The organism is Rhizomicrobium sp. (assembly GCA_037200985.1).
GTDB lineage: Bacteria > Pseudomonadota > Alphaproteobacteria > Micropepsales > Micropepsaceae > Rhizomicrobium.
In genome coordinates, this window is sequence record JBBCGJ010000001.1 from 1,373,577 (window position 1) to 1,392,441 (window position 18,865).

14 protein-coding genes and 2 tRNA genes are annotated in these 18,865 nt (G+C 66.9%); 2 read left to right on the plus strand and 14 right to left on the minus strand.

Annotated elements, in window-relative coordinates:
- Positions 1-12: 12 nt before the first annotated feature.
- The 11 genes from WDN01_06640 to WDN01_06690 all read right to left on the minus strand — a co-directional run bounded on the left by WDN01_06640 (position 13) and on the right by WDN01_06690 (position 15,479).
- Entirely contained in the window at positions 13-888 is an 876-nt protein-coding gene (locus tag WDN01_06640; protein ID MEJ0025689.1) for a polysaccharide deacetylase family protein, read from the minus strand.
- 91 nt (positions 889-979) lie between these two features.
- Positions 980-3,211: a molybdopterin cofactor-binding domain-containing protein gene (locus WDN01_06645; GenBank protein ID MEJ0025690.1), complete on the minus strand. Its 2,232-nt coding sequence runs from the start codon at positions 3,209-3,211 to the stop codon at positions 980-982.
- Between the two features lie 4 nt (positions 3,212-3,215).
- Positions 3,216-3,668, minus strand: a complete 453-nt coding sequence (locus WDN01_06650) for a (2Fe-2S)-binding protein (protein MEJ0025691.1) — start codon at positions 3,666-3,668, stop codon at positions 3,216-3,218.
- A 48-nt stretch (positions 3,669-3,716) separates the two neighbouring features.
- The gene (locus WDN01_06655; GenBank protein ID MEJ0025692.1) at positions 3,717-5,525 is read right to left on the minus strand and encodes a CapA family protein; all 1,809 of its coding nucleotides are present in this window, start codon (positions 5,523-5,525) and stop codon (positions 3,717-3,719) included.
- 155 nt (positions 5,526-5,680) lie between these two features.
- Positions 5,681-7,396, minus strand: coding sequence for a dihydroxy-acid dehydratase (gene ilvD / locus WDN01_06660; GenBank protein ID MEJ0025693.1), 1,716 nt, complete (start codon positions 7,394-7,396; stop codon positions 5,681-5,683).
- A 329-nt stretch (positions 7,397-7,725) separates the two neighbouring features.
- Positions 7,726-8,796, minus strand: coding sequence for an alkene reductase (locus WDN01_06665; protein MEJ0025694.1), 1,071 nt, complete (start codon positions 8,794-8,796; stop codon positions 7,726-7,728).
- A gap of 148 nt (positions 8,797-8,944) precedes the next feature.
- Positions 8,945-9,691, minus strand: a complete 747-nt coding sequence (locus WDN01_06670; GenBank protein ID MEJ0025695.1) for a Type 1 glutamine amidotransferase-like domain-containing protein — start codon at positions 9,689-9,691, stop codon at positions 8,945-8,947.
- An 11-nt stretch (positions 9,692-9,702) separates the two neighbouring features.
- Complete coding sequence (locus WDN01_06675; GenBank protein MEJ0025696.1) at positions 9,703-12,384, minus strand: valine--tRNA ligase; 2,682 nt, start codon at positions 12,382-12,384, stop codon at positions 9,703-9,705.
- Positions 12,385-12,540: 156 nt separating this feature from the next.
- A complete protein-coding gene (locus WDN01_06680; GenBank protein MEJ0025697.1) occupies positions 12,541-13,158 on the minus strand; it encodes a DUF2497 domain-containing protein in 618 nt (205 codons plus the stop codon).
- Positions 13,159-13,276: 118 nt separating this feature from the next.
- Positions 13,277-14,788 carry a TolC family outer membrane protein gene (locus tag WDN01_06685; protein ID MEJ0025698.1) on the minus strand — a complete coding sequence of 504 codons (1,512 nt, stop codon included), beginning with the start codon at positions 14,786-14,788 and terminating at the stop codon, positions 13,277-13,279.
- A 37-nt stretch (positions 14,789-14,825) separates the two neighbouring features.
- Positions 14,826-15,479: a protein-L-isoaspartate O-methyltransferase gene (locus tag WDN01_06690; GenBank protein ID MEJ0025699.1), complete on the minus strand. Its 654-nt coding sequence runs from the start codon at positions 15,477-15,479 to the stop codon at positions 14,826-14,828.
- Between the two features lie 162 nt (positions 15,480-15,641).
- On the opposite strand from WDN01_06690, the gene WDN01_06695 reads away from it, so the two are divergent.
- Positions 15,642-15,715, plus strand: a tRNA-Cys gene (locus tag WDN01_06695).
- A gap of 362 nt (positions 15,716-16,077) precedes the next feature.
- Positions 16,078-16,152: transfer RNA gene (locus tag WDN01_06700), tRNA-Asn, on the plus strand.
- A 72-nt stretch (positions 16,153-16,224) separates the two neighbouring features.
- Here WDN01_06700 and WDN01_06705 read toward each other — a convergent pair.
- Genes WDN01_06705 through WDN01_06715 form a run of 3 tightly spaced genes read right to left on the minus strand, consistent with a single transcriptional unit; the run spans position 16,225 to position 18,617 of the window.
- Positions 16,225-16,860 (minus strand): glutathione S-transferase N-terminal domain-containing protein, encoded by a 636-nt coding sequence (locus tag WDN01_06705; protein ID MEJ0025700.1) that lies wholly within the window; start codon positions 16,858-16,860, stop codon positions 16,225-16,227.
- Positions 16,861-16,869: 9 nt separating this feature from the next.
- Complete coding sequence (locus WDN01_06710; GenBank protein MEJ0025701.1) at positions 16,870-17,259, minus strand: response regulator; 390 nt, start codon at positions 17,257-17,259, stop codon at positions 16,870-16,872.
- Positions 17,260-17,273: 14 nt separating this feature from the next.
- Positions 17,274-18,617: an HWE histidine kinase domain-containing protein gene (locus WDN01_06715; GenBank protein MEJ0025702.1), complete on the minus strand. Its 1,344-nt coding sequence runs from the start codon at positions 18,615-18,617 to the stop codon at positions 17,274-17,276.
- Between the last annotated feature and the right edge of the window lie 248 nt (positions 18,618-18,865).

Here is an 18,865-nt window from a genome sequence, read left to right on the forward strand (position 1 = left end):
CGGGAAGGAAAGCTATTTCACCTTTAGCGGCGGCTTAACGTCGGCGTAGCGCATCGGCTGGCGCGCGGCGTCGGCCACCGTCGCATTGGCCGGCGGCGTCTCGTACTGCCTGTACTCCGGCACCTCGTCGAGGCGGGCGAAGCGGTAGCCTTCCTCGACCAGCGCCGGCACCACGGCTTCGACCAGCGCGCCGGACTGGCGGTGCACGCAATGCATCAGCACCACGCCGCCGTCATGCCGGCGGATCTCGCGCAGATAGCCCTTGGCGCAGGTCTCGGCCGTCCAGCGATGATGCCAGCAGCTCCAGTCCGCCGCGCTCATCACATAGCCGTCGCTGGTCATAGAGATCTCGCCGCCATTGTCCCAGTAGATCGGGCCGACATAGTTGCGCAGAAGCGGATCGGCGTTGAGGATCTCGGCATGCGCCGTACGCCATGCGCCGTAGGGCGCGCGGAAATAGAATTTGTCGGTCGGCTTCATCAGCGGCGCTATCAGGTCGTGCACCACGCGGATCTGGCTGATAAGCCGCTCCGGCGCCGCATCGAAGCGGCGGTTGAGCAGCGGATGGGTCGCGCTGTGGTTGGCCAGCAGGTGTCCCTCCGCGGCGATGCGCGCCAGGATGTCGGGATAGCGCCGCGCCATGTCGCCGACGATGAAGAACGTCGCCTTCACGTTCATCGCCTTGAGCGCATCGAGCACCGCCGGCGTGTTGGTGTTGGGGCCGTCGTCGAACGTCAGCGCCACGACATGCGCGTGGCGGAGGCCCGAGTGGAAGATGTTCTTGGCCTGAAACAGGGCGATCCGGTCGTCGCCGGCCGGCTGCGCCGAGGCCGCGCCGATCGCCGTCGCGGCGAACACCGCGCCCGCGATGAACTTCCAAAACCGCATCGCGCCCAACCCCTTGAACCGATAGTGCCCCAATTCGGAACAACTCTAGAGGCTGGCGTCCGCCGCAACAAGGCGGCGGCGGCAAACATGGCTAACGCGCGGCCAGGGTCAGGCTGTGGTTGCGGATCGGAAGTTCCCGGATGCGTACGCCCGTCGCGGCGAAAATGGCATTGGCCAGGGCGGGCGCCACCGGGGGCACGCCGGGCTCTCCTCCGCCGCCCAGCGGCGCGTCGCTCTCGATCAGATGGACTTCGATCTGCGGGCAATCGGCCAGCCGCACCATCTCGTAGTCCGGGAAGTTAGCCTGGACGACGGCGCCCTTGTCGATGGTGATTTCCCCGTTCAGCGCCGCGGTGAGGCCGAAGACGATGCCGCCTTCGATCTGCGCGGTCAGACCGTCCGGGTTCACCGCCATGCCGGCATCGACCGCGGAAACGATGCGGTCGACCTTGAGCGCACCGCCGGGCCGGACCGTGATCTCGGCGACATGCGCCACGATGGTCTGGAAGCACTCGAACAGCGCGATGCCCCGGGCGCGGCCCGCCGCCATCGGCGATCCCCAGCCCGACTTCTCGGCCGCGGTGTCGAGCACGTTAAGGTGCCGCGGGGCGTTTACGAGCAGGGCGCGGCGGAATTCGAGCGGGTCCCTGCCCGCGGCATGCGCCATCTCGTCGACGAAGCTCTCGATGAAGAAGCCGTGCCAGGACGCTTCGACGCTGCGCCATGGACCGACCGGCACATGCGTTGCGACCTTGACCGTGCGGATCGCCTGGTCGGCGATGCCGTAGACGATATGCGCTTCGGTATTCGCGCCGTCGTCGGTCGTGTAGTCGTTCACCCAGGCGACGACATTGCCCTTGCCGTCGAGCGCGCCCTTGAAGCGGCTCGTCACGTTGGGCCGGTAGTAGTCGTGCTGCATGTCCTGGTCGCGGGTGTAGATCAGCTTGACGGGCGTGCCCGGCATCGCCATCGCCGTCTTCACCGCCTGTTCGAGGAAATTGAAGAAACCGGGCAGCCGGCGCCCGAAGCCGCCGCCCATCGGCATCAGATGATAGGTCACCTTGTCGAGCGAAATGCCGGCCGTCTTGGCGCAGAAGGCGCGCGCGCCGAGCCCGTCCTGCGTGCCGGACCACACTTCAAGCGTGCCGTCCCTCCATACCGCGGTGGCGTTCATCGGCTCCATCGGCGCGTGGCTGAGATAGGGAACGGCGTAGGTCGCCTCGACGATGCGGCGGCCCAGGAGGCCGTCGGCGCCCTCGCCCCGGACGATGTCCTTTTTGAGGTCGTTGCCCGCGAGCGCGGCGGCATGGCGTTGCGCGATCTGCGCCGACGTCACAGCGCCGTTGCCGGCGGTATCCCAAACGGGATCGAGCGCGGCGGCCGCGTCGCGCGCGCGCCAGTAGCGGTCGGCGACGACGACGACGGCATCGTCCAGCCGGACGACCTGCTTGATGCCGCGGGCGCGCTCGACGGCGCTGGTATCGACGGATTTCAGCTTGCCGCCGAACACCGGCGAGATGCGGATCGCAGCATACATCATCCCGGGCTGAACGACGTCGAGCCCATAGTTCGTCGTGCCGTCGACCTTCTTGGGAATGTCGACGCGCGGAATATTTCTGCCGACCAGCGTGTATCCGCTCCTCGGCTTCAGCGGTGGATTGGAGGACGGTGTATAGACCGCGGCATCCGCGACCAGCGAACCATAGCCGAGGCTGCGGCCCGACGCGGCGTGGACGACCCGGTTCGCCTTCGTGACGCAGGACGACGGATCGACGTTCCAGCGCGCGGCCGCCGCCTTGATCAGCATCTCGCGGGCGGCGGCGCCGGCGACGCGCATGCCATAGACCCCGGTGAAGCGGACCGCCGAAGAGCCGCCCGTCGTCTGCACGCTCACATAAGCCGCCGCGGTGCGGAAAGCGTTGTCGACCGTGCCGCGCAGGAAGGCCGGAACGGAATCCGGCGACAGGCCCTGCCCTTCGAGGATGAACCCTTCCGCCAGCGCGCCGTTGGCGAACAGCGGATCGGGCGGCGCGGCCTCGACCCTGACCTTGCTCCAGTCGGCGTCCAGCTCTTCCGCCGCCATCTGCGACAGCGCGGTGTAGATACCGGTGCCCATGTCGCAATGGGGGACGACGACGGTGACCGTGTCGTCGGAGGCGATCTTGATCCAGTTGGCGATGAAGCGCTCATTCGGCTTCGCCGCGAGCGCATCGGCCTTCTCGAGCCGGTCGCTCGGCCACAGGGCATAGCCGACGACGAGGGCGCCGGTCGCGCCGAGGCCGCCCAGCAGGATCATGCGGCGCGAGGGCATGGCGATCGTCATGGCGTCAGACCTTCTCGCCGAGCGCGCGCACCGCATCGCGGATGCGCGGATAAGTCCCGCAGCGGCAGATATTGGTGATCGCGGCGGCGAGCTCGTCGTCAGTGGGGCGCGGATTGGTCTTGAGCAGCGCGCTCACCGCCATGATCATGCCCGACTGGCAATAGCCGCATTGCGGCACCTGGTGGTCGATCCAGGCCTGCTGCACGGGCGTGAGCCCGCCCGCGCTCAGGCCTTCGATGGTGGTGATCTGCGCGCCCACGACCGAGCCGACCGGCGTGACGCAGCTTCTCTGCGCGTTGCCGTCGACATGCACGGTGCAGGCGCCGCATTGCGCGATGCCGCAACCGAACTTCGTGCCGGTCAGGCCGAGCTCGTCGCGGATGACCCACAGCAGCGGCGCATCGTCCTCGACATCGAGTTCGTGCTCGGTCCCATTGACCCTGAGCTTGATCGTCACACGCGTCTCCCGGGAGGGGCCCAATTCATATCACACCCGATGGGCGCGTCACGAACCGCCGCCCGTGGCGCCGGTGGATGCGATGTTGCGGTGGCCTTGCAGCAGCGCGGCCGTCCCGGGAAAATCGCTCCGGGTCAGGTACAGCATGTAGCGGGACGCTTCGTCGAGCGGATCGAGGTGCGGCACGCCGAGACCCGCCTGCCGCGTCGAATGGATCGTCAGGCCCGCGATGGAGCCGTCCGGCGCGACCCAGGCTTCGAGCACGGGACCGAGACCCGACACCGCGTAGGTCTGCACGCCGGAATAGGTCCAGAAATTTCCCAAACTATAGGCGATGAGATGGCCGCGATAGATTTCGAGAGCGCGCGGCACGTGCGGCCCCTGCCCGATCACGATGTCGGCACCGGCATCGATCGCGGCGTGGGCGAAGGCGGTGACGTTGCCGCGGTTCTCGCCGACATACGTCTCCGGCCCCGGCTTGACATGGACATAGTTCCAGCCCTCGCCGCCGCCATGGAAGGAGACCATGACGAGATCGTGGCTCTTCTTCAGGTCGCGCACCAGCGCCGCGGCCCGCGTCAGATCGTTGATGTTCAGCGTGCCGTTGTTCGGCGCGAAGGCGATGAGGGCGATGCGCTTGCCGCTCGGCAATACCATCTCGCCGTCGCGGGCGCCGTCGCGGTCGAGGCCGCCATAGGCGATGCCGTTCGACCGCAGCGCCGCCATCGTGGAATCGCGCCCCGCCTCGCCGTAGTCGCCGGAGTGATTGTTCGCGAGGCTCACGACATCGACGCCGAGGCTGCGCAGCACGCCGGCATAGAAAGTCGGTCCGTGGAAGGCGAAGCACTGGGCGCAATCCTTGCCGGTGCCTTGGCTTCCTTCGTAGAGCGGACCTTCGAGATTGACGAAGGCGACATCGGCATGGCGGAAGATACCCGCGAGGTCGGCCCCCACAAGGCTCGCGACATCGACACCCGGCTTGAGCGCGGGGTTCAGGCCGCTGGAAATGCTGCCCATCATCACATCGCCGGCGCCGACGATGTCTGTCAGCCGCGGATCGCCGGGCTTGAATGTGGAGGACAGCCAGATCTGATTTTCCGGGTAGCGGATGTCGGCGGCGCCGAGCCCCGGCTGGAGTCTCAGCGGCGCCTGCGCGTTCGCCGCGACCGGGGCGTCCGCCGGCTTCTGCGGCGACGGCAGATAGACGATCTTCGGCGGCGGCGCCGGCGATTGGACGACGACGGTCTTTGCCGGTGCCGGCACATAGACGATCTTCGGCGGCAGCGCGGGGTCGTGCACGACGACCGTCTTTTGCGGCGATGGAATGTACACGACCTTTGTCGCGCCGCCGGTGTAAGGCGCGACGCCAAGGCGCGCGAGGGCCGCCAGCGTGGCGGGACGGCGGTCGAACGATGCCAGGTCGCCGGTCGAGGCGATGACCGCGCTGCAATGCGGCGCGTAGTCGGCGAGGACGCGGCAGAAATCCATCGCGTCCGCCGGCCGGTTGAACGGGAAGAACAGGCTCTGAATGGTCAGCGGGGCGCTGCCGCGATTGCGCAGCACCAGGGCGCGCTTCCAGGGCAGGCCGTAGAACCGGTCGTCGAGATCGCGCTTGAGCGCGGCAAGGCTTGCATCGTCGGGCACATCGCCGATCGCGGCGCCGAGGATCGCGGCGCCCTCGCCCTGCGCCGCGCGCGGCGGCACATCGAAATCGCCGGCGGCAAGCTTGGCGTCGTAGCGGTAGACCAGCAGATGGACCGTGATCAGCGCGATCAGGGCAAGCGAGAGCGGCACCAGCGCGGCGGTCATGAACCAGCCGTACTCGTCCCTGTGATCCCAGCCGTACCCACGCATCATCGACAGCACCCTGCCCCCGACTTTGGCCCAGGGGCCCGTGCCAAGTCGAGACGGCGCAACCCGGCAGGGTTAACGCTGTCGCCGTCAACTATTTGGCGGACCCATACTCACGGCATGGCCCTGTCCAGGCAAGCGCGGCGGCCGGCCGGAGCGGTTCAAATATCGGCGTAGCAGCGCACCTCTTCGTCCGCGCCTGGCGTGGTAAGCGCGCCATAGCGGGCGGGGCCGACATTCCTGGCATAGCGCGCCAGGGCGCCGGTTTTGAAGGACGGCTTTTTCGGCGTCCAGGTCTTCTTGCGCTCGGCGAGTTCGGCGTCGCCGAGTTCGACCTGCAGGAGTCCCTTGTCCGCGTCGATGACGATGATGTCCCCGTCCCTGAGAAGCCCGATCGGACCGCCGTCCATCGCCTCGGGGCCGATATGGCCGACGCACAGCCCCCGCGTGGCGCCCGAGAAGCGGCCGTCGGTGATCAGCGCGATGTTCTCGACGCCCTGGCCGTAGATCGCGGCGGTGGTCGACAGCATTTCGCGCATGCCGGGGCCGCCCTTGGGGCCCTCATAGCGGATGACGAGGACGTCGCCTTCCTTGTAGTCGCGACGCTCGACGGCCGCGAAGCAATCCTCTTCGCAGTCGAACACGCGCGCGGGGCCGCGATGATGCGTGTGCTTGAGGCCGGCGACCTTCACGATGCCGCCCTCGGTCGCAAGATTGCCCTTGAGGCCGACGACGCCCCCGGTCGGCGCCAGCGGATTCTTGGTGTCGCGCATCACCTTCTGGTTCGGGTTGAAGGTCACGTCCTTCAGATTCTCGGCGACCGTCTTTCCGGTCACGGTCATGCAGTCGCCGTGCAGGAAGCCGCCGTCCAGCAGCGCGCGCATCAGCATCGGCACGCCGCCCGCCTCCCACATGTCCTTGGCGACGTATTGGCCGCCGGGTTTCAGGGACGCGAGATAGGGCGTGGAGCGGAACACTTCGGCGACATCGAACAGGTCGAACTTGATGCCGGCCTCATTCGCCATCGCCGGCAGATGCAGCGCCGCATTGGTCGAGCCGCCGGTCGCGGCGACGACGCGGGCGGCGTTCTCGAACGCCTTGCGCGTGGCGATGTCGCGCGGACGGATGTTCTTCGCCAGAAGATCCATCACGGCCTCGCCGGCCTTGAGCGCGAAGTCGTCGCGGGAGAGGAGCTCCGCCGGCGGACCGGACGAGTAAGGCAGCGCCAGGCCGATCGCCTCGGCGACGCAGGCCATGGTGTTGGCGGTGAACTGTCCGCCGCAGGCCCCGGCGCCGGGACAGGCGGCGCGCTCCAGGTCGGTCAGATCGCAGGCGGTCATCTTGCCGGCGGAGAACTGACCGACGCCCTCGAACAGATCGACCACCGTCACGTCCCTGCCCTTGAAGCGGCCGGGCATGATCGAGCCGCCATAGAGAAAGACGCTCGGAACGTTCAGCCGCAGCATCGACATCATCATGCCGGGAAGGGACTTGTCGCAGCCGGCGATGCCGACCAGCGCGTCGTAACAATGGCCGCGCATGGTGAGCTCGACGGAATCGGCGATCACCTCGCGGCTGACCAGCGACGACTTCATCCCCTCATGCCCCATCGCGATGCCGTCGGTGACGGTGATGGTGCAGAATTCGCGCGGCGTGCCGCCGCTCTCCTTCACGCCCTTCTTGGCCGACTGCGCCTGGCGCATCAGCGCGATGTTGCAGGGGGCGGCCTCGTTCCAGCAGGTGGCGACGCCGACGAAGGGCTGGTGGATTTCCGCCTCGGTCAGACCCATGGCGTAGTAGTAGGACCGATGGGGCGCCCGCTCTGGACCCTCGGTGACGTGACGGGATGGAAGCTTGGACTTGTCGAATTTGGTCATTTGCTGCTCGCTTGCGCCGGCTTCGGCAACATAATTGTTTTGCAGATTCCCCGAAGGGCTTCCCCTTCCCTTAATTCATGGCGGGAAAGGTACAAGCGCGGCAAAAGCGCAGGCCCTATGCGTAGGTATACTTTCCTGGAAATTCAAGGGGCAGATTGGAATAATTCGGAACTACTTGAAAGCCGCCAACGATAACTTAGATTCATTCCAACAAAGTACCGGCGCGGGCCCTCCCCCTCCAGCCAGCGCCGGCTCCCTCGAAGCCCAGGCGGGCAATCCCCCCTTTTCCGCCTGGGCCTTTTTCTTCCAAACCGACCTGACCGACCGCGCTAAGCCGCAGTGGCGGTCTCCAATGCCGGATAGTCGGTGTAGCCGTGCGGGCCCGGCGCGTAGAACGTCGCCGCGTCCCATTTGTTCAGCGGCGCGTTCGCCTTGAAGCGCTTCTCCAGGTCGGGATTGGCGATGTAGTCCTTGCCCCAGGCCACCGCATCCGCGGCGCCCGACGCGAGCGCGGCTTCCGCACTCTCCTTGGTGAAGCCCTCATTGGCGACATAGACGCCGCCGAACGCCTCGCGCAGGACCGGACCGATGCTGTCCGCCGCCTGGTGTTCGCGGGCGCAGATAAAGGCGAGCTTGCGCTTGCCCAGCTCCCTGGCGACATAGGTGAAGGTGCCCTTGAGGTCGCTGTCGCCCATGGTGTGGGCATCGCCGCGCGGCGCCAGATGCATGCCGACGCGGTCCGCTCCCCACACCTCGCACACGGCATCGGCGACTTCGAGCATCAGACGGGCCCGCTTCTCTCGGGAGCCGCCATAGGCATCGGTGCGGTGGTTGGTGCTGTCCTGCAGGAACTGGTCGAGCAGATAGCCGTTGGCGCCGTGAATCTCGACGCCGTCGAAGCCGGCCTTCTTCGCGTTCTGCGCGCCCTTCTTGTAGGCGGCGATGACGCCGGGGATTTCATCGGTCTCCAGGGCACGCGGCACGGTGTAGTCCTTTTCCGGGCGCACGAGACTGACATGGCCTTTCGCGGCGATGGCGCTGGCCGAGACGGGCTGCCTGCCGTCCAGATAGAGCGGATCGGAGATGCGGCCGACATGCCAGAGCTGCAGGAAGATATGGCCGCCCTTCTTGTGCACGGCCTCAACGATCGGCTTCCAGCCCTCGGTCTGCTCGTCGGACCAGATGCCGGGCGTGTTGGGATAGCCGACGCCCATGGCGTCGACCGAGGTCGCCTCGGTCATGATCAGGCCCGCGCCGGCACGCTGGGCGTAGTACTCGATGGCGAGCGGCGCGGGGACGCGGCTGCCTTCGAGCGCGCGGGTGCGCGTGAGCGGCGCCATCCAGATGCGGTTGGGCAAGGTAAGGGCGCCCACTTTTATGGGGTCGAACAGGGTCGGCATGGGAATATCCTTCGTTTGGCGAATGGCAGTCGGCGATATTTAGGTATCCGATGGCCGCTCGCCAACGCGGCGTAGGCGCGCCGTGAGCGGCGATGTATTTTGAAAGCCCCGGCCGAGGCGTGGGAATTGCCTGCGAAAGCGGCAGCGTTCAGCCGCGCTCATAGGCCCGGATGCCCTGCGCGTCACGGATCAGCACGTCGCCGTCGCGCATGGTGCGGTAGGCCATCGCCTGGTCGAGCATGAAGGCCGTGACCTTATCCGCCGCCGCGCTTTCGGGGTGGGCTGAGTCGTAGTGCGGCACGAGGTGGAACGGGATCAGGTTCAGGCCTTCCCAGATCACCGCCGGATCGTAGCCCGGGGCGACGCGCTCGGGCTCGTCCATCAGGTCGATGCCCCTGAGGTTCGGACAGGCGACGACGGCGCCGGCGCTGTAGCCGCCATAGACGAAGCGGTCGGCGGCGAGGAAGTCGTGGACCAGCGTATCGAAGCCGCTCTGCCGCATGGCGCGGCGAAGGAGGAAGGTGTTGCCGCCCGTTGCCCAGACGAGATCGAGGGTATCGAGCTTGGACTTCAGATCCTCGGGCTTGCCGAAATAGGCGCGCAGATCGAGGAGGTGTGCGTCGACACCGCGGACGCGCAGCTCCCCGAGAGGATCGTAGACAGTGCGATAATAGGCCTCGCGTGCCTCGGGCGTGAAGAGATCGGCGGCATTGGTTATCACGCCGGCACGTGCGCCTTCCGGCAGCATGGCCAGCAGGAGATCGATTCGGTCGCCGAAGCGGTAGGAGGAGAAATAGAGGCGCATCGATGTCTGCCCAGCTCCAAATAATTCGTCATGCCCGCGAAGGCGGATATCCAGTCGCGCCACCGGCTGGATGCCCGCCTTCGCGGGCATGACAGCTTCAATTAAGTGGACAGTCTCGCCACGGCTTCCGTCAACCGCGCTGCGGTCGCGGCCGCCTCGGCGCGTTTCTCGCGCTGTTCGGTGAGGACTTCATCCGGCGCTCTCGCGACGAATTGCTCGTTCGACAGCTTGGCGTCGAAGCGGGCGATTTCGTCATGGGCTTTCTTCAGATCTTTTTCGAGGCGCGCGCGCTCCTTCGCGAAGTCGATGACGTCGCCGAGCGGCAGGCCGGCGGTCGCCTCGCCGAGGACGAATTGCGCGGTGCCTTTCGGAAAGTCGTCGACGGTTTCGGCGGCGACGAGGCGCGCGAGCTGGAGGATCACGTCCTTCTGGCGCGCCAGGCGGTCGCGCGTCTTCGCGTCCGCGTCCTTCAGCAGCAGCGCGATCTTGGCCGAGGGCGGCACGTTCATCTCGGCGCGGACCGAGCGCACGCCCTTCACCAGGTCGATGACCCAGTTCATCTCGGCCCGCGCGGCATCGTCGCCGGTCGCGGCGCCGCGCGGCCAATCGGCTTCGATGAGCAGCGTGGCGCGGGGCGCGCCGCCTTCGGCGGTCTTGGCCCACAATTCCTCCGTGATGAACGGCATGAAGGGATGCAGGATCGCGAGAAGCTGATCGCGCGCATAGGCCGCGGTCGCCCGCGTCTCCGCCTTGGCCTCGACATCGTCGCCGGCGAAGATCGGCTTGGCGATTTCCAGATACCAGTCGCAGAACACGTCGTAGACGAAGCGATAGGCCGCCGCCGCGGCCTCGTTGAAGCGCAGCGCTTCGAGGTTCGACGTCACGTCGGCGGCGGCCTGCGCGGTCTCCGCCACGATCCAGCGGTTCACCGTTTGCGTCAGGTTCGACGGATCGAATCCCGGCACCGTCACGCAGCCGTTCATTTCGCAGAACCGCGCCGCGTTCCACAGCTTGGTCGCGAAATTGCGGTTGGGCTCGACACGGCTGGGGCCGATGCGCATGTCGCGGGAAAGGCCAGCCGCCAACGCCAGGGTGAAGCGCAATGCGTCGGCGCCGAACTGGTCGACCAGCGTCAGGGGATCGACGACATTGCCCTTGGTCTTGGACATCTTGGCGCCCTGCTCGTCCAGCACGCGGGTGTGGATGAGAACGCGATGGAACGGCACGTCGTCCAGGAAATGGATTCCCATCATCATCATGCGGGCGACCCAGAAGAAGATGATGTCGAAGCCGGTGGAGAGCACGCTGGTCGGATAGAAGCGCTTCAGCTCCGGCGTCTCGTCCGGCCAGCCCAGCGTCGAGAACGGCCACAGCGCGGAGGAGAACCAGGTGTCGAGCACATCGGTGTCGCGGCGAAGCGTCTTGCCCGGCGCCTGGGCCCGCGCCTCCTCTTCCGACATCGCGACGTAGATCTTGCCTTCTTCGTCGTACCAAGCCGGGATCTGATGGCCCCACCAGAGCTGGCGCGAGATGCACCAGGGATGGATGTTGCGCATCCAGTGGAAATAGACGCCGGTCCAGTTGTCCGGCGTGAAGGTCGTGCGGCCGTCCTCGACCGCCTTGATCGCTTTCTCCGCGAGCGGCGAAACGTTGAGGTACCACTGCTCCGTCATGAACGGCTCGAGCACGACGGTCTTGGTCTTTTCGTCATGCGGCACGGCATGGGTGATCTGTTCGACGTGCTCGACGAGGTTGACCGGCTCGCTCCAGCCGACCAGATCGACCGCTTCGAGATCGGCGAGGATCGTCTTGCGCACCGCGTCCCTGTCGAGGCCGCGATAGGCCTGCGGCACGTTCTCGTTCAGCGTGCCGTCCTTGTTGAGGATGTTGATCAGCGGAAGATTGTGCCGCTTGCCGACCTCGAAGTCGTTGAAGTCGTGGCCGGGCGTGATCTTGACCGCGCCGGTGCCTTTCTCGGGATCGGAGTGCTCGTCGGCGATGATCGGGATGTTGCGATTGGCCAGCGGCACGATGGCCCTGCGGCCGATCAGGTCCTTGTAACGTTCGTCGCCCGGATGCACCGCGATGGCGGTGTCGCCCAGCATGGTCTCGGGGCGCGTCGTGGCCACGGTGATGAACCGGCCCATCTCGCCCTCGATGGGATATTTCAGATACCAGAGATGGCCCTTCATCTCGATGCTCTCGACTTCGAGATCGCTGACGGCCGTCTGGAGCTTGGGGTCCCAGTTGACGAGGCGCGTGTCCTTGTAGATCAGCCCCTGCTTGTAGAGCTCGACGAACACCTTCAGGACGGCGCGGCTGAGGCCCTCGTCCATCGTGAAGCGCTCGCGCGACCAGTCGGCGCTGGCGCCGAGGCGGCGGAGCTGCTGGATGATGGCGCCGCCCGACTCGTCCTTCCACTTCCACACCGCTTCGAGGAATTTCTCGCGGCCCATGGCAACGCGGCTCTGCTGGCGCTCGGCCAATTGGCGCTCGACGATGAGCTGGGTGGCGATGCCGGCATGGTCGGTGCCGACCTGCCAGAGCACGTCCTTGCCGCGCATGCGCTCGAAGCGGACGAGGATGTCCTGGAGCGTGTTGTTCAGCGCGTGGCCGATGTGCAGCCGCCCGGTGATGTTCGGCGGCGGGATCATGATGCAGAACGGCTCGGCCTCCGGACGGCGGCCGGCCTTGAAGGCGCCGGAGGCCTCCCACTGGGCGTAGATGCGCCCTTCCACGGATTTGGCGTCGAAAGTCTTGTCGAGCATGAGGGTTACTACCATCTGCCCTCCCCTTGAGGGAGGGTCGAAATCGTTGAGCGCAGCGAAGACGATTTCGGGGAGGGGTCATGGCGCGGTGCCGGACCCCTCCCCGAAAAAATCTTCGCTTCGCTACGATTTTTTCGACCCTCCCTCAAGGGGAGGGTCGGACCTCCGGGATCAGGCCTTGCCGCCGCGCGCTTTTACGACGCGTTCGACTTCGTTGCGGACCGCGCCTTCGAGCAGCGCCGGGAAATGCTCGTCCATCCATTCGCGGATGAGCGGCTTTACCGCCGCGAGCAGTTCGGCCTTGTTGCCGTCCATCCATTTGTGCAGCACCGGATCGAAGGCGCCGGTGATGGCGCGCTCGAACACGGCCTCGACGGAACTGCCTTCCGGGATCGACAGGGCGCGCGCGGGGGCGGGCGCAACGGGAGCGGGCGGCGGCTCGACCGCGGCGGGGATCTTGGCGAAGGTCTCGTCCATGGCCTTGCGGGTCTTGTCGGAGAAGATGTCGTCATGCGAGGCGGCGGGCGCCGGCTTCGGCTCCTCGACGGTCTCGAACACGACGTCGTCGTGCTTGGGCGGCGGCGGCGCGGCGGCGCGCACCGGCTCGGGCTTCGGCGCGGGCGGCGGCAGCTCTTCCACTTCCTGGGTCAGTTCCAGCACGTCGGCCTCCGCATGGGCGGGCGCCGGCGCGGCTGCGGGCGGGGCGTCCGCGGAATCCTCGGAGATGATCTTGCGGATGGAAGCGAGAATTTCTTCCATCGTGGGTTCGTGCTGCGGATTGGACGCCATGACGGAATCTCCGGACATTCGCGAGAAAGGATTTCACCCGTGACCCTAGGACAGTGGGGTCAAGAACGCAAAAACTTCGTTAAGCTTTATGCGGTTGGCCGGCGTTTCGCGGCAAAAATCAATCGCCCAGCCCGATCCAGCGGCCGGCATTGTCGTCATAGTGTTCGAGCGGATCGTAGAGTTTCACCTTCAGGCCCAGGCTCGCGGCCGTCAGGGACCCGCCGGCCGCCAGCACCTGGAAGGCCGCGACCTCGGCGTTGCGCTTCGCGGTGACGAGCGCAACGGCGGAATTGAGAAGCTCCTGCTCGGCATTGAGGACGTCCAATATCGTACGCCCGCCGACCTGCTGCTCCTTCGTGACGCCCTCGAAGGCGATTTCGTTGGCGTGCTGCGCCGCCTCGTTCGAGGCGATGGAGGCTTCGGCGGATTCGAACTGGGCCCAGGCCGTCGTCACCGCATCGCGCACCTGCCTGTCGGAGACCGTGACGTTGAGCGCCGCCTGGGTGTGCAGTTCCTTGGCCTGGCGCACCGTCGCCTCCTCGATGCCGGCCTGGTAGAGCGGCACGTTGAGCTGGCCGGTGACGGTCACGGCATGCTGGGCGGTATGCGGCGTGTCGTTGAACGTGCCGGTCGGCGAAACGACGGAGCCCTGCCCGTAGGCATATTGTCCCTGCACGGAGAATGTCGGCAGCATGGCGCCGAACGCGTCGTCGACGGCGTAATTCGCGGCCACTTCGTTCTCCCGCGCGCTGACCATCGCCGGGTTCTGCTTGAGCGCCAGCACGATGGATTCGTCGGCGCCGCTCGGCAGCGCCTTGGGTAGCGCCGGCTCGGTCTCCAGCGTCTCCGGCTGGCGGCCGATGGCCTGCAGGAAATTCGCGGCGCTGATCGCGAGCTGGCTCCGCGCCGCGGTCAGGTCGGACTGCGCGCCGGCGAGGCGCGCCTGGCTCTGTGCCACGTCGGTGCGCGTCAGCGAGCCGGCATTGAACTGGGCCTGGGTCGCGTCCGCCTGCTTCTGCAGCACCTGCACATTGTGCTCGCGCAGCCCGAGGATCGCGGTGTCGCGCACGACATCCATGTAGGATGTCGCGGCGCTCAGCAGCACGGTCTGCTCGGCGGCCAGAAGCTGGGCGCGGGCGGCGCGCACCTGCGCCTTGGCGCGGCCGATCTGCGCGATCGTGCGCCCGCCGCGGAAGATCGGCTGGGTGATCGTCAACGCGCCCTGCAGCGGATGGGACGAGATGTTGGAGATCGGGCCGAAGATCACATTGCCGTTGCCGTCCGTGATCGTCTGCGGAAAGAAGTAGAACTGGCTGTAGGCATAAGTGCCGCCGGCCGAGATCGTCGGCCGCCAGCCGCCATTGGCGATGGCGACGTTTTCGTCGGTGGCGCGCAGCGAGGCTTCCTGTGCGGCAAGCTGCGGATTGGTCTCGTAAGCGACGGCCAGCGCCTCGTTGAGCGTCAGGCTGGGCTTCTCGGTCGAGGGCGGGGGCAACGGCGACGGCATGGGGTCTGCGGCGGCGACCGTGGTCGCGGGTTTTGCCTTGTGGTGCCGGACGGCCGCGTCCGCCGATGTCGCAACGGCGAGCACCAGCAGCGGGATCACCGCGGCGCGGGTGTAGATGTTCATCGCAAAAGCCCCTTCCTGCGTCCCGGATATGGGGACGTCAGAAGACGAATCCAACCACCTTGCGGAAGCCCGCCAGCAGCGGGACCGTGGCGTCGAAATCCATCCGGCTGCCGACACCGCCCTTGTCGCGGACATAGAGGCGCGCCCGCCCCTGCCCGCCGTCGTTGACGATCGCGGCCAACCGCCCGCCCTCGGCGAGCTGGGACAAGAGAGACTCGGGCACCGATTCGACGGCGCCCTCGATCACGATGACGTCGAACGGCGCCTTGGCCTTCACGCCCTCGGTCAGTCCGCCCTGGACCACCGTGGCGTTGGCCGCGCCGTTGGCCGGGACCATGTCGGACGCGACGCGGACGAGATCGGCATCCTGCTCCAGCCCGACCACCGATCTGGCTATTCGGGCCAGGACCACGGTCGAATAGCCGGTGGCGCAGGCGACATCGAGGACGCGGTCCTCCGCCCGGGGCGCCGCGAGCTGGACCAGCTTTCCGAACGTCCGGGGGTCGAGCAGGAAACGGCCCTGCGCCACCTCGACCGGCACGTCGGCATAGGCGGTGGCGCGCTTGGCGGCGGGCACGAAGCGCTCGCGCGGCACCGCCTGCATGGCGGCATGGATGCGCGGATCGGTGACGTCGTTGGTGCGGACCTGGCACTCGACCATGTTGAAGCGCTGGGTGGCGTAGTCGGCCATGGGATTCGCCCGCTTTCTGTAGGACGGACGGCTTATAGGGGGGCGGTCCGGCCCTGACAACGAGGCGGCGCGGCGCGGACGGTTGTCGGCGGGCGCATGCTTCTGATATAGGGCGCGCCTGCCGCCGAAATCCGTGGGCGTCCACGGGGTTAATCAGATCGAGGCCACGTGGCGGAGTGGTGACGCAGCGGACTGCAAATCCGTGAACCCCGGTTCAATTCCGGGCGTGGCCTCCAGTCTCTGCCCTCCCGGCGGCAGAATACGTCCGTACACTGACATTCATGCCGCCATGGCCCCGCGCGATTCGGCTCGGCGCGTCGCCTCCGATCGACCTGGCGGCGAGGTTGCCGCGCCCACGGGGTCCGGATACGCGTACAAGTACGTGTCCCGAAATCGTGCATGTTAAGGTTTTATTAACCTAGCCATAGCAAAGTTCCGCCCGTCTTCCCTTGAAGACACCCCACCATTACCCAACGCCTTGGGGCCGGGCTAACCACCCGGCCTCTTTTTTTGGCCGCCCGGGCGGCGGATCTGGGGGCCGCCAAATTTGGCTTTGCATTGCCAAACAAACGGGTTAGACACCCCGTCCTCGACATGTTCCTCGGTAGCTCAGCGGTAGAGCAACCGGCTGTTAACCGGTTGGTCGCTGGTTCGAATCCGGCCCGGGGAGCCATTTTCGTCGGCGGGCGAGCAAAGCAGCCGCCACGCCAACCCTACTTTGTTCGCCCGCTGTTGCTGTCGCCCCTCAAATGTACGGCGGCGCGATGCCTTCCACAGACAGCGCCTCCAGCACCGCCGGCCGGGCGGCGACGCGTTCGGCGTAGGCGCCGAGCACCGGGTTTAGGCGCGGCGGCGTCGGCAGGGCGCGGCCCCAACGGATGAACATGAAGAGATAGAGATCGGCGGCGCTGAACGCCTCGCCCAGGAGCCACGCATTCGTCGCGAGATGGGCCGAGATCAGGTCGAAGGTCCTGCCGATGCGCGCCGCCGTCGCGGCCTTCACCGAGTCGGCATAGGCGGGATCGTCGACGAATTCGTGGGCGTAGAACCAGGCGCGGAATTGCGTTTGCAGCGCATTCGAGATCAGCACCATCCACTTGTAGTAGGCACCGCGCTCGCGCGCGCCGGAGGGCGGCGCGAGCTTCGCCTCGGGATGGCGATCGGCGAGATAGAGCGCGATCGCGGCGGTCTCATGGATCGGCTGGCCGTCGTCGACCAGCACCGGGATCGTTCCAGAGGGGTTGAGCTTCAGATAGTCCGCGCTCTTCTGCTCGTTGCCGGCGCGGTCGACCAGGCGCAGCTCGAACGGCGCGCCGATCTCGCGCAGCAGCATGTGCGGCATCAGGCTGGCATTGCCGGGAAAGTAGTAGAGCGTGTACAGGCGGGCCTCCTACGCGGTCGTATCCAGCACGTTCTTCAGCGCCGCCGACATCGTCTCGAGGTTGAACGGCTTCTGCACGACGGTGCGGGCGGACCAGCGCGGATCCATGCCGCTCTTGCCGTAACCGGTGGTGAAGACGAAGCGGATGCCGGCGGCCGCCAGCCGCTCGGCGACCGGATAGACGCGCTCGCCGCCGAGATTGACATCGAGCACGGCGATGTCGGGCGGGCGCGCGTCGATCTGCGCCATCGCCGCGGCGAGCGTCCCGGCATGACGCACGTCGCTCGCGCCGAGCTCGGTGAGCATGTCCTCGATCAGGAAGGAAATGATCGCCTCGTCCTCGACGACGAGCACGCTCAGGCGATCGAGGAATCGCGTGCCGGAATCCGCTTCGGTCATGGCAACACTGCCTACTATTCCGGCAGCGGAATTTCCATCGTGCAATGCACGCCGGCGGCGGAGAAGGCGATCGTCGGACGGCCGCCCAGCTCGTGCGCGATGCTGCGTTCGAGCAGCCGCGTGCCGAAACCGCGCTTGCGCGGCGCGGCGACGGCGGGCCCGCCCTCCTCGCGCCAATCGACGAGCAGCATGCGGCCTTCGACCCGCCAGCGGAGCGCCACCGTGCCGGCCGGCGTCGAGAGCGCGCCGTGCCGCATCGCGTTGCAGGCAAGCTCGTGCAGCACCATGCCCATGGCCAGCGCGATGCGCGGCTTCAGCTTGACGGAGGGCCCTTCGATCGCGACATGGCTGTTCGCCGAGCCGCGCAACGGCCGGAAGGTGTCGCCCGCGATGGCGGCCAGGTCGGCCCATTCCCAGGCGTTGCGGGTAAGCTGGTCGTGCACGCGGCTGAGCGACAGCAGGCGCCCCTCGAACTCGCCGTCGCCATGGGGGCCGCGCATCGTCTGCGCCGCCAGCGACTGGATGGTCGCCAGGGTGTTTTTCACGCGGTGGTTGAGCTCGTCGATCAGCCCGCGCTGCTGCGCGTCGGCGCGCTTCTGGCCGGTCAGGTCGATCAGCATGTTCACGCCGCCGATCAACTCGCCGTCGCTGCCGAAGAGCGGTGTCGGATAGGGCAGGAAGGGCACGCGGGTGCCGTCGGGCCGCTCGACCACCGCTTCGGGCCCGACAAGGGCACGCTGCTCCTTGAGCGCGACGGCCATCGGGCACCGGTCGTGCGGCAGGAGCGTGCCGTCGGGCAGGTAGATCTTCCATGAGCCGCACCAGAGCTGCTCGCCGATCTTCGGCGCGAAGCCCCAGAGCCGCTCCGCCGCCTTGTTGTAGTAGAGAAGCCTGCCTTCCGCATCGGTGGTGTATATCGCCGCGGGCAGCGCCTCCATCACATGGCGCGCCACCCGGCGGCCCTCGCGCATCTGGTCCTTGACGCGCACGAGTTCGCCGACGTCCTGAAAGCAGTTCACGCCGCCCAGCAGCGTGCCGTGCTCGTCGAAGATCGGATCGACATTGGCGAGGATGGCGACCCGGGTGCCGTCCTGCCGCTCGACGGTCAGTTCGCGGTCGCGCACCGGCTGGCCGGTGGCCAGCACCACGGCCATCGGAGACTCGTCGACGGCGACCTCCCTGCCCTGGCGGTCCATGATCTTGAAGGCGCCGCAACAGAGCGAATCGGGATCGCCGAGTGCCGGGGCGCGGCCCCACAACTCCGCAGCACGGCGGTTGTACTGGACGATCAGGCCAGCGCGATCGCAGGTGTAGATGCCGATGGGCAGATTCTCGACCAGCGATGCCGGCGAACGCACGATGCGCTCGAGCGCCAGGGATGCGACAGCCGCCCCCCTCCCGCTTGCTACGGCATCGGCCGAACTGGTCATCTTTCCCCTTTGTGACAGCGAAAACACAGAACCATACGTCAGGCGAGAACGTGCATCGCGACGGTTGGTTCCACCTAAGCCTTTGAATCGAAGGAAGAACAGCCGTGACAGTCTTAACACGAAGTCGTTAGCGCGCGGTTCCTGTTTCTCGGGGCATGACCGACTCACCCCGATAC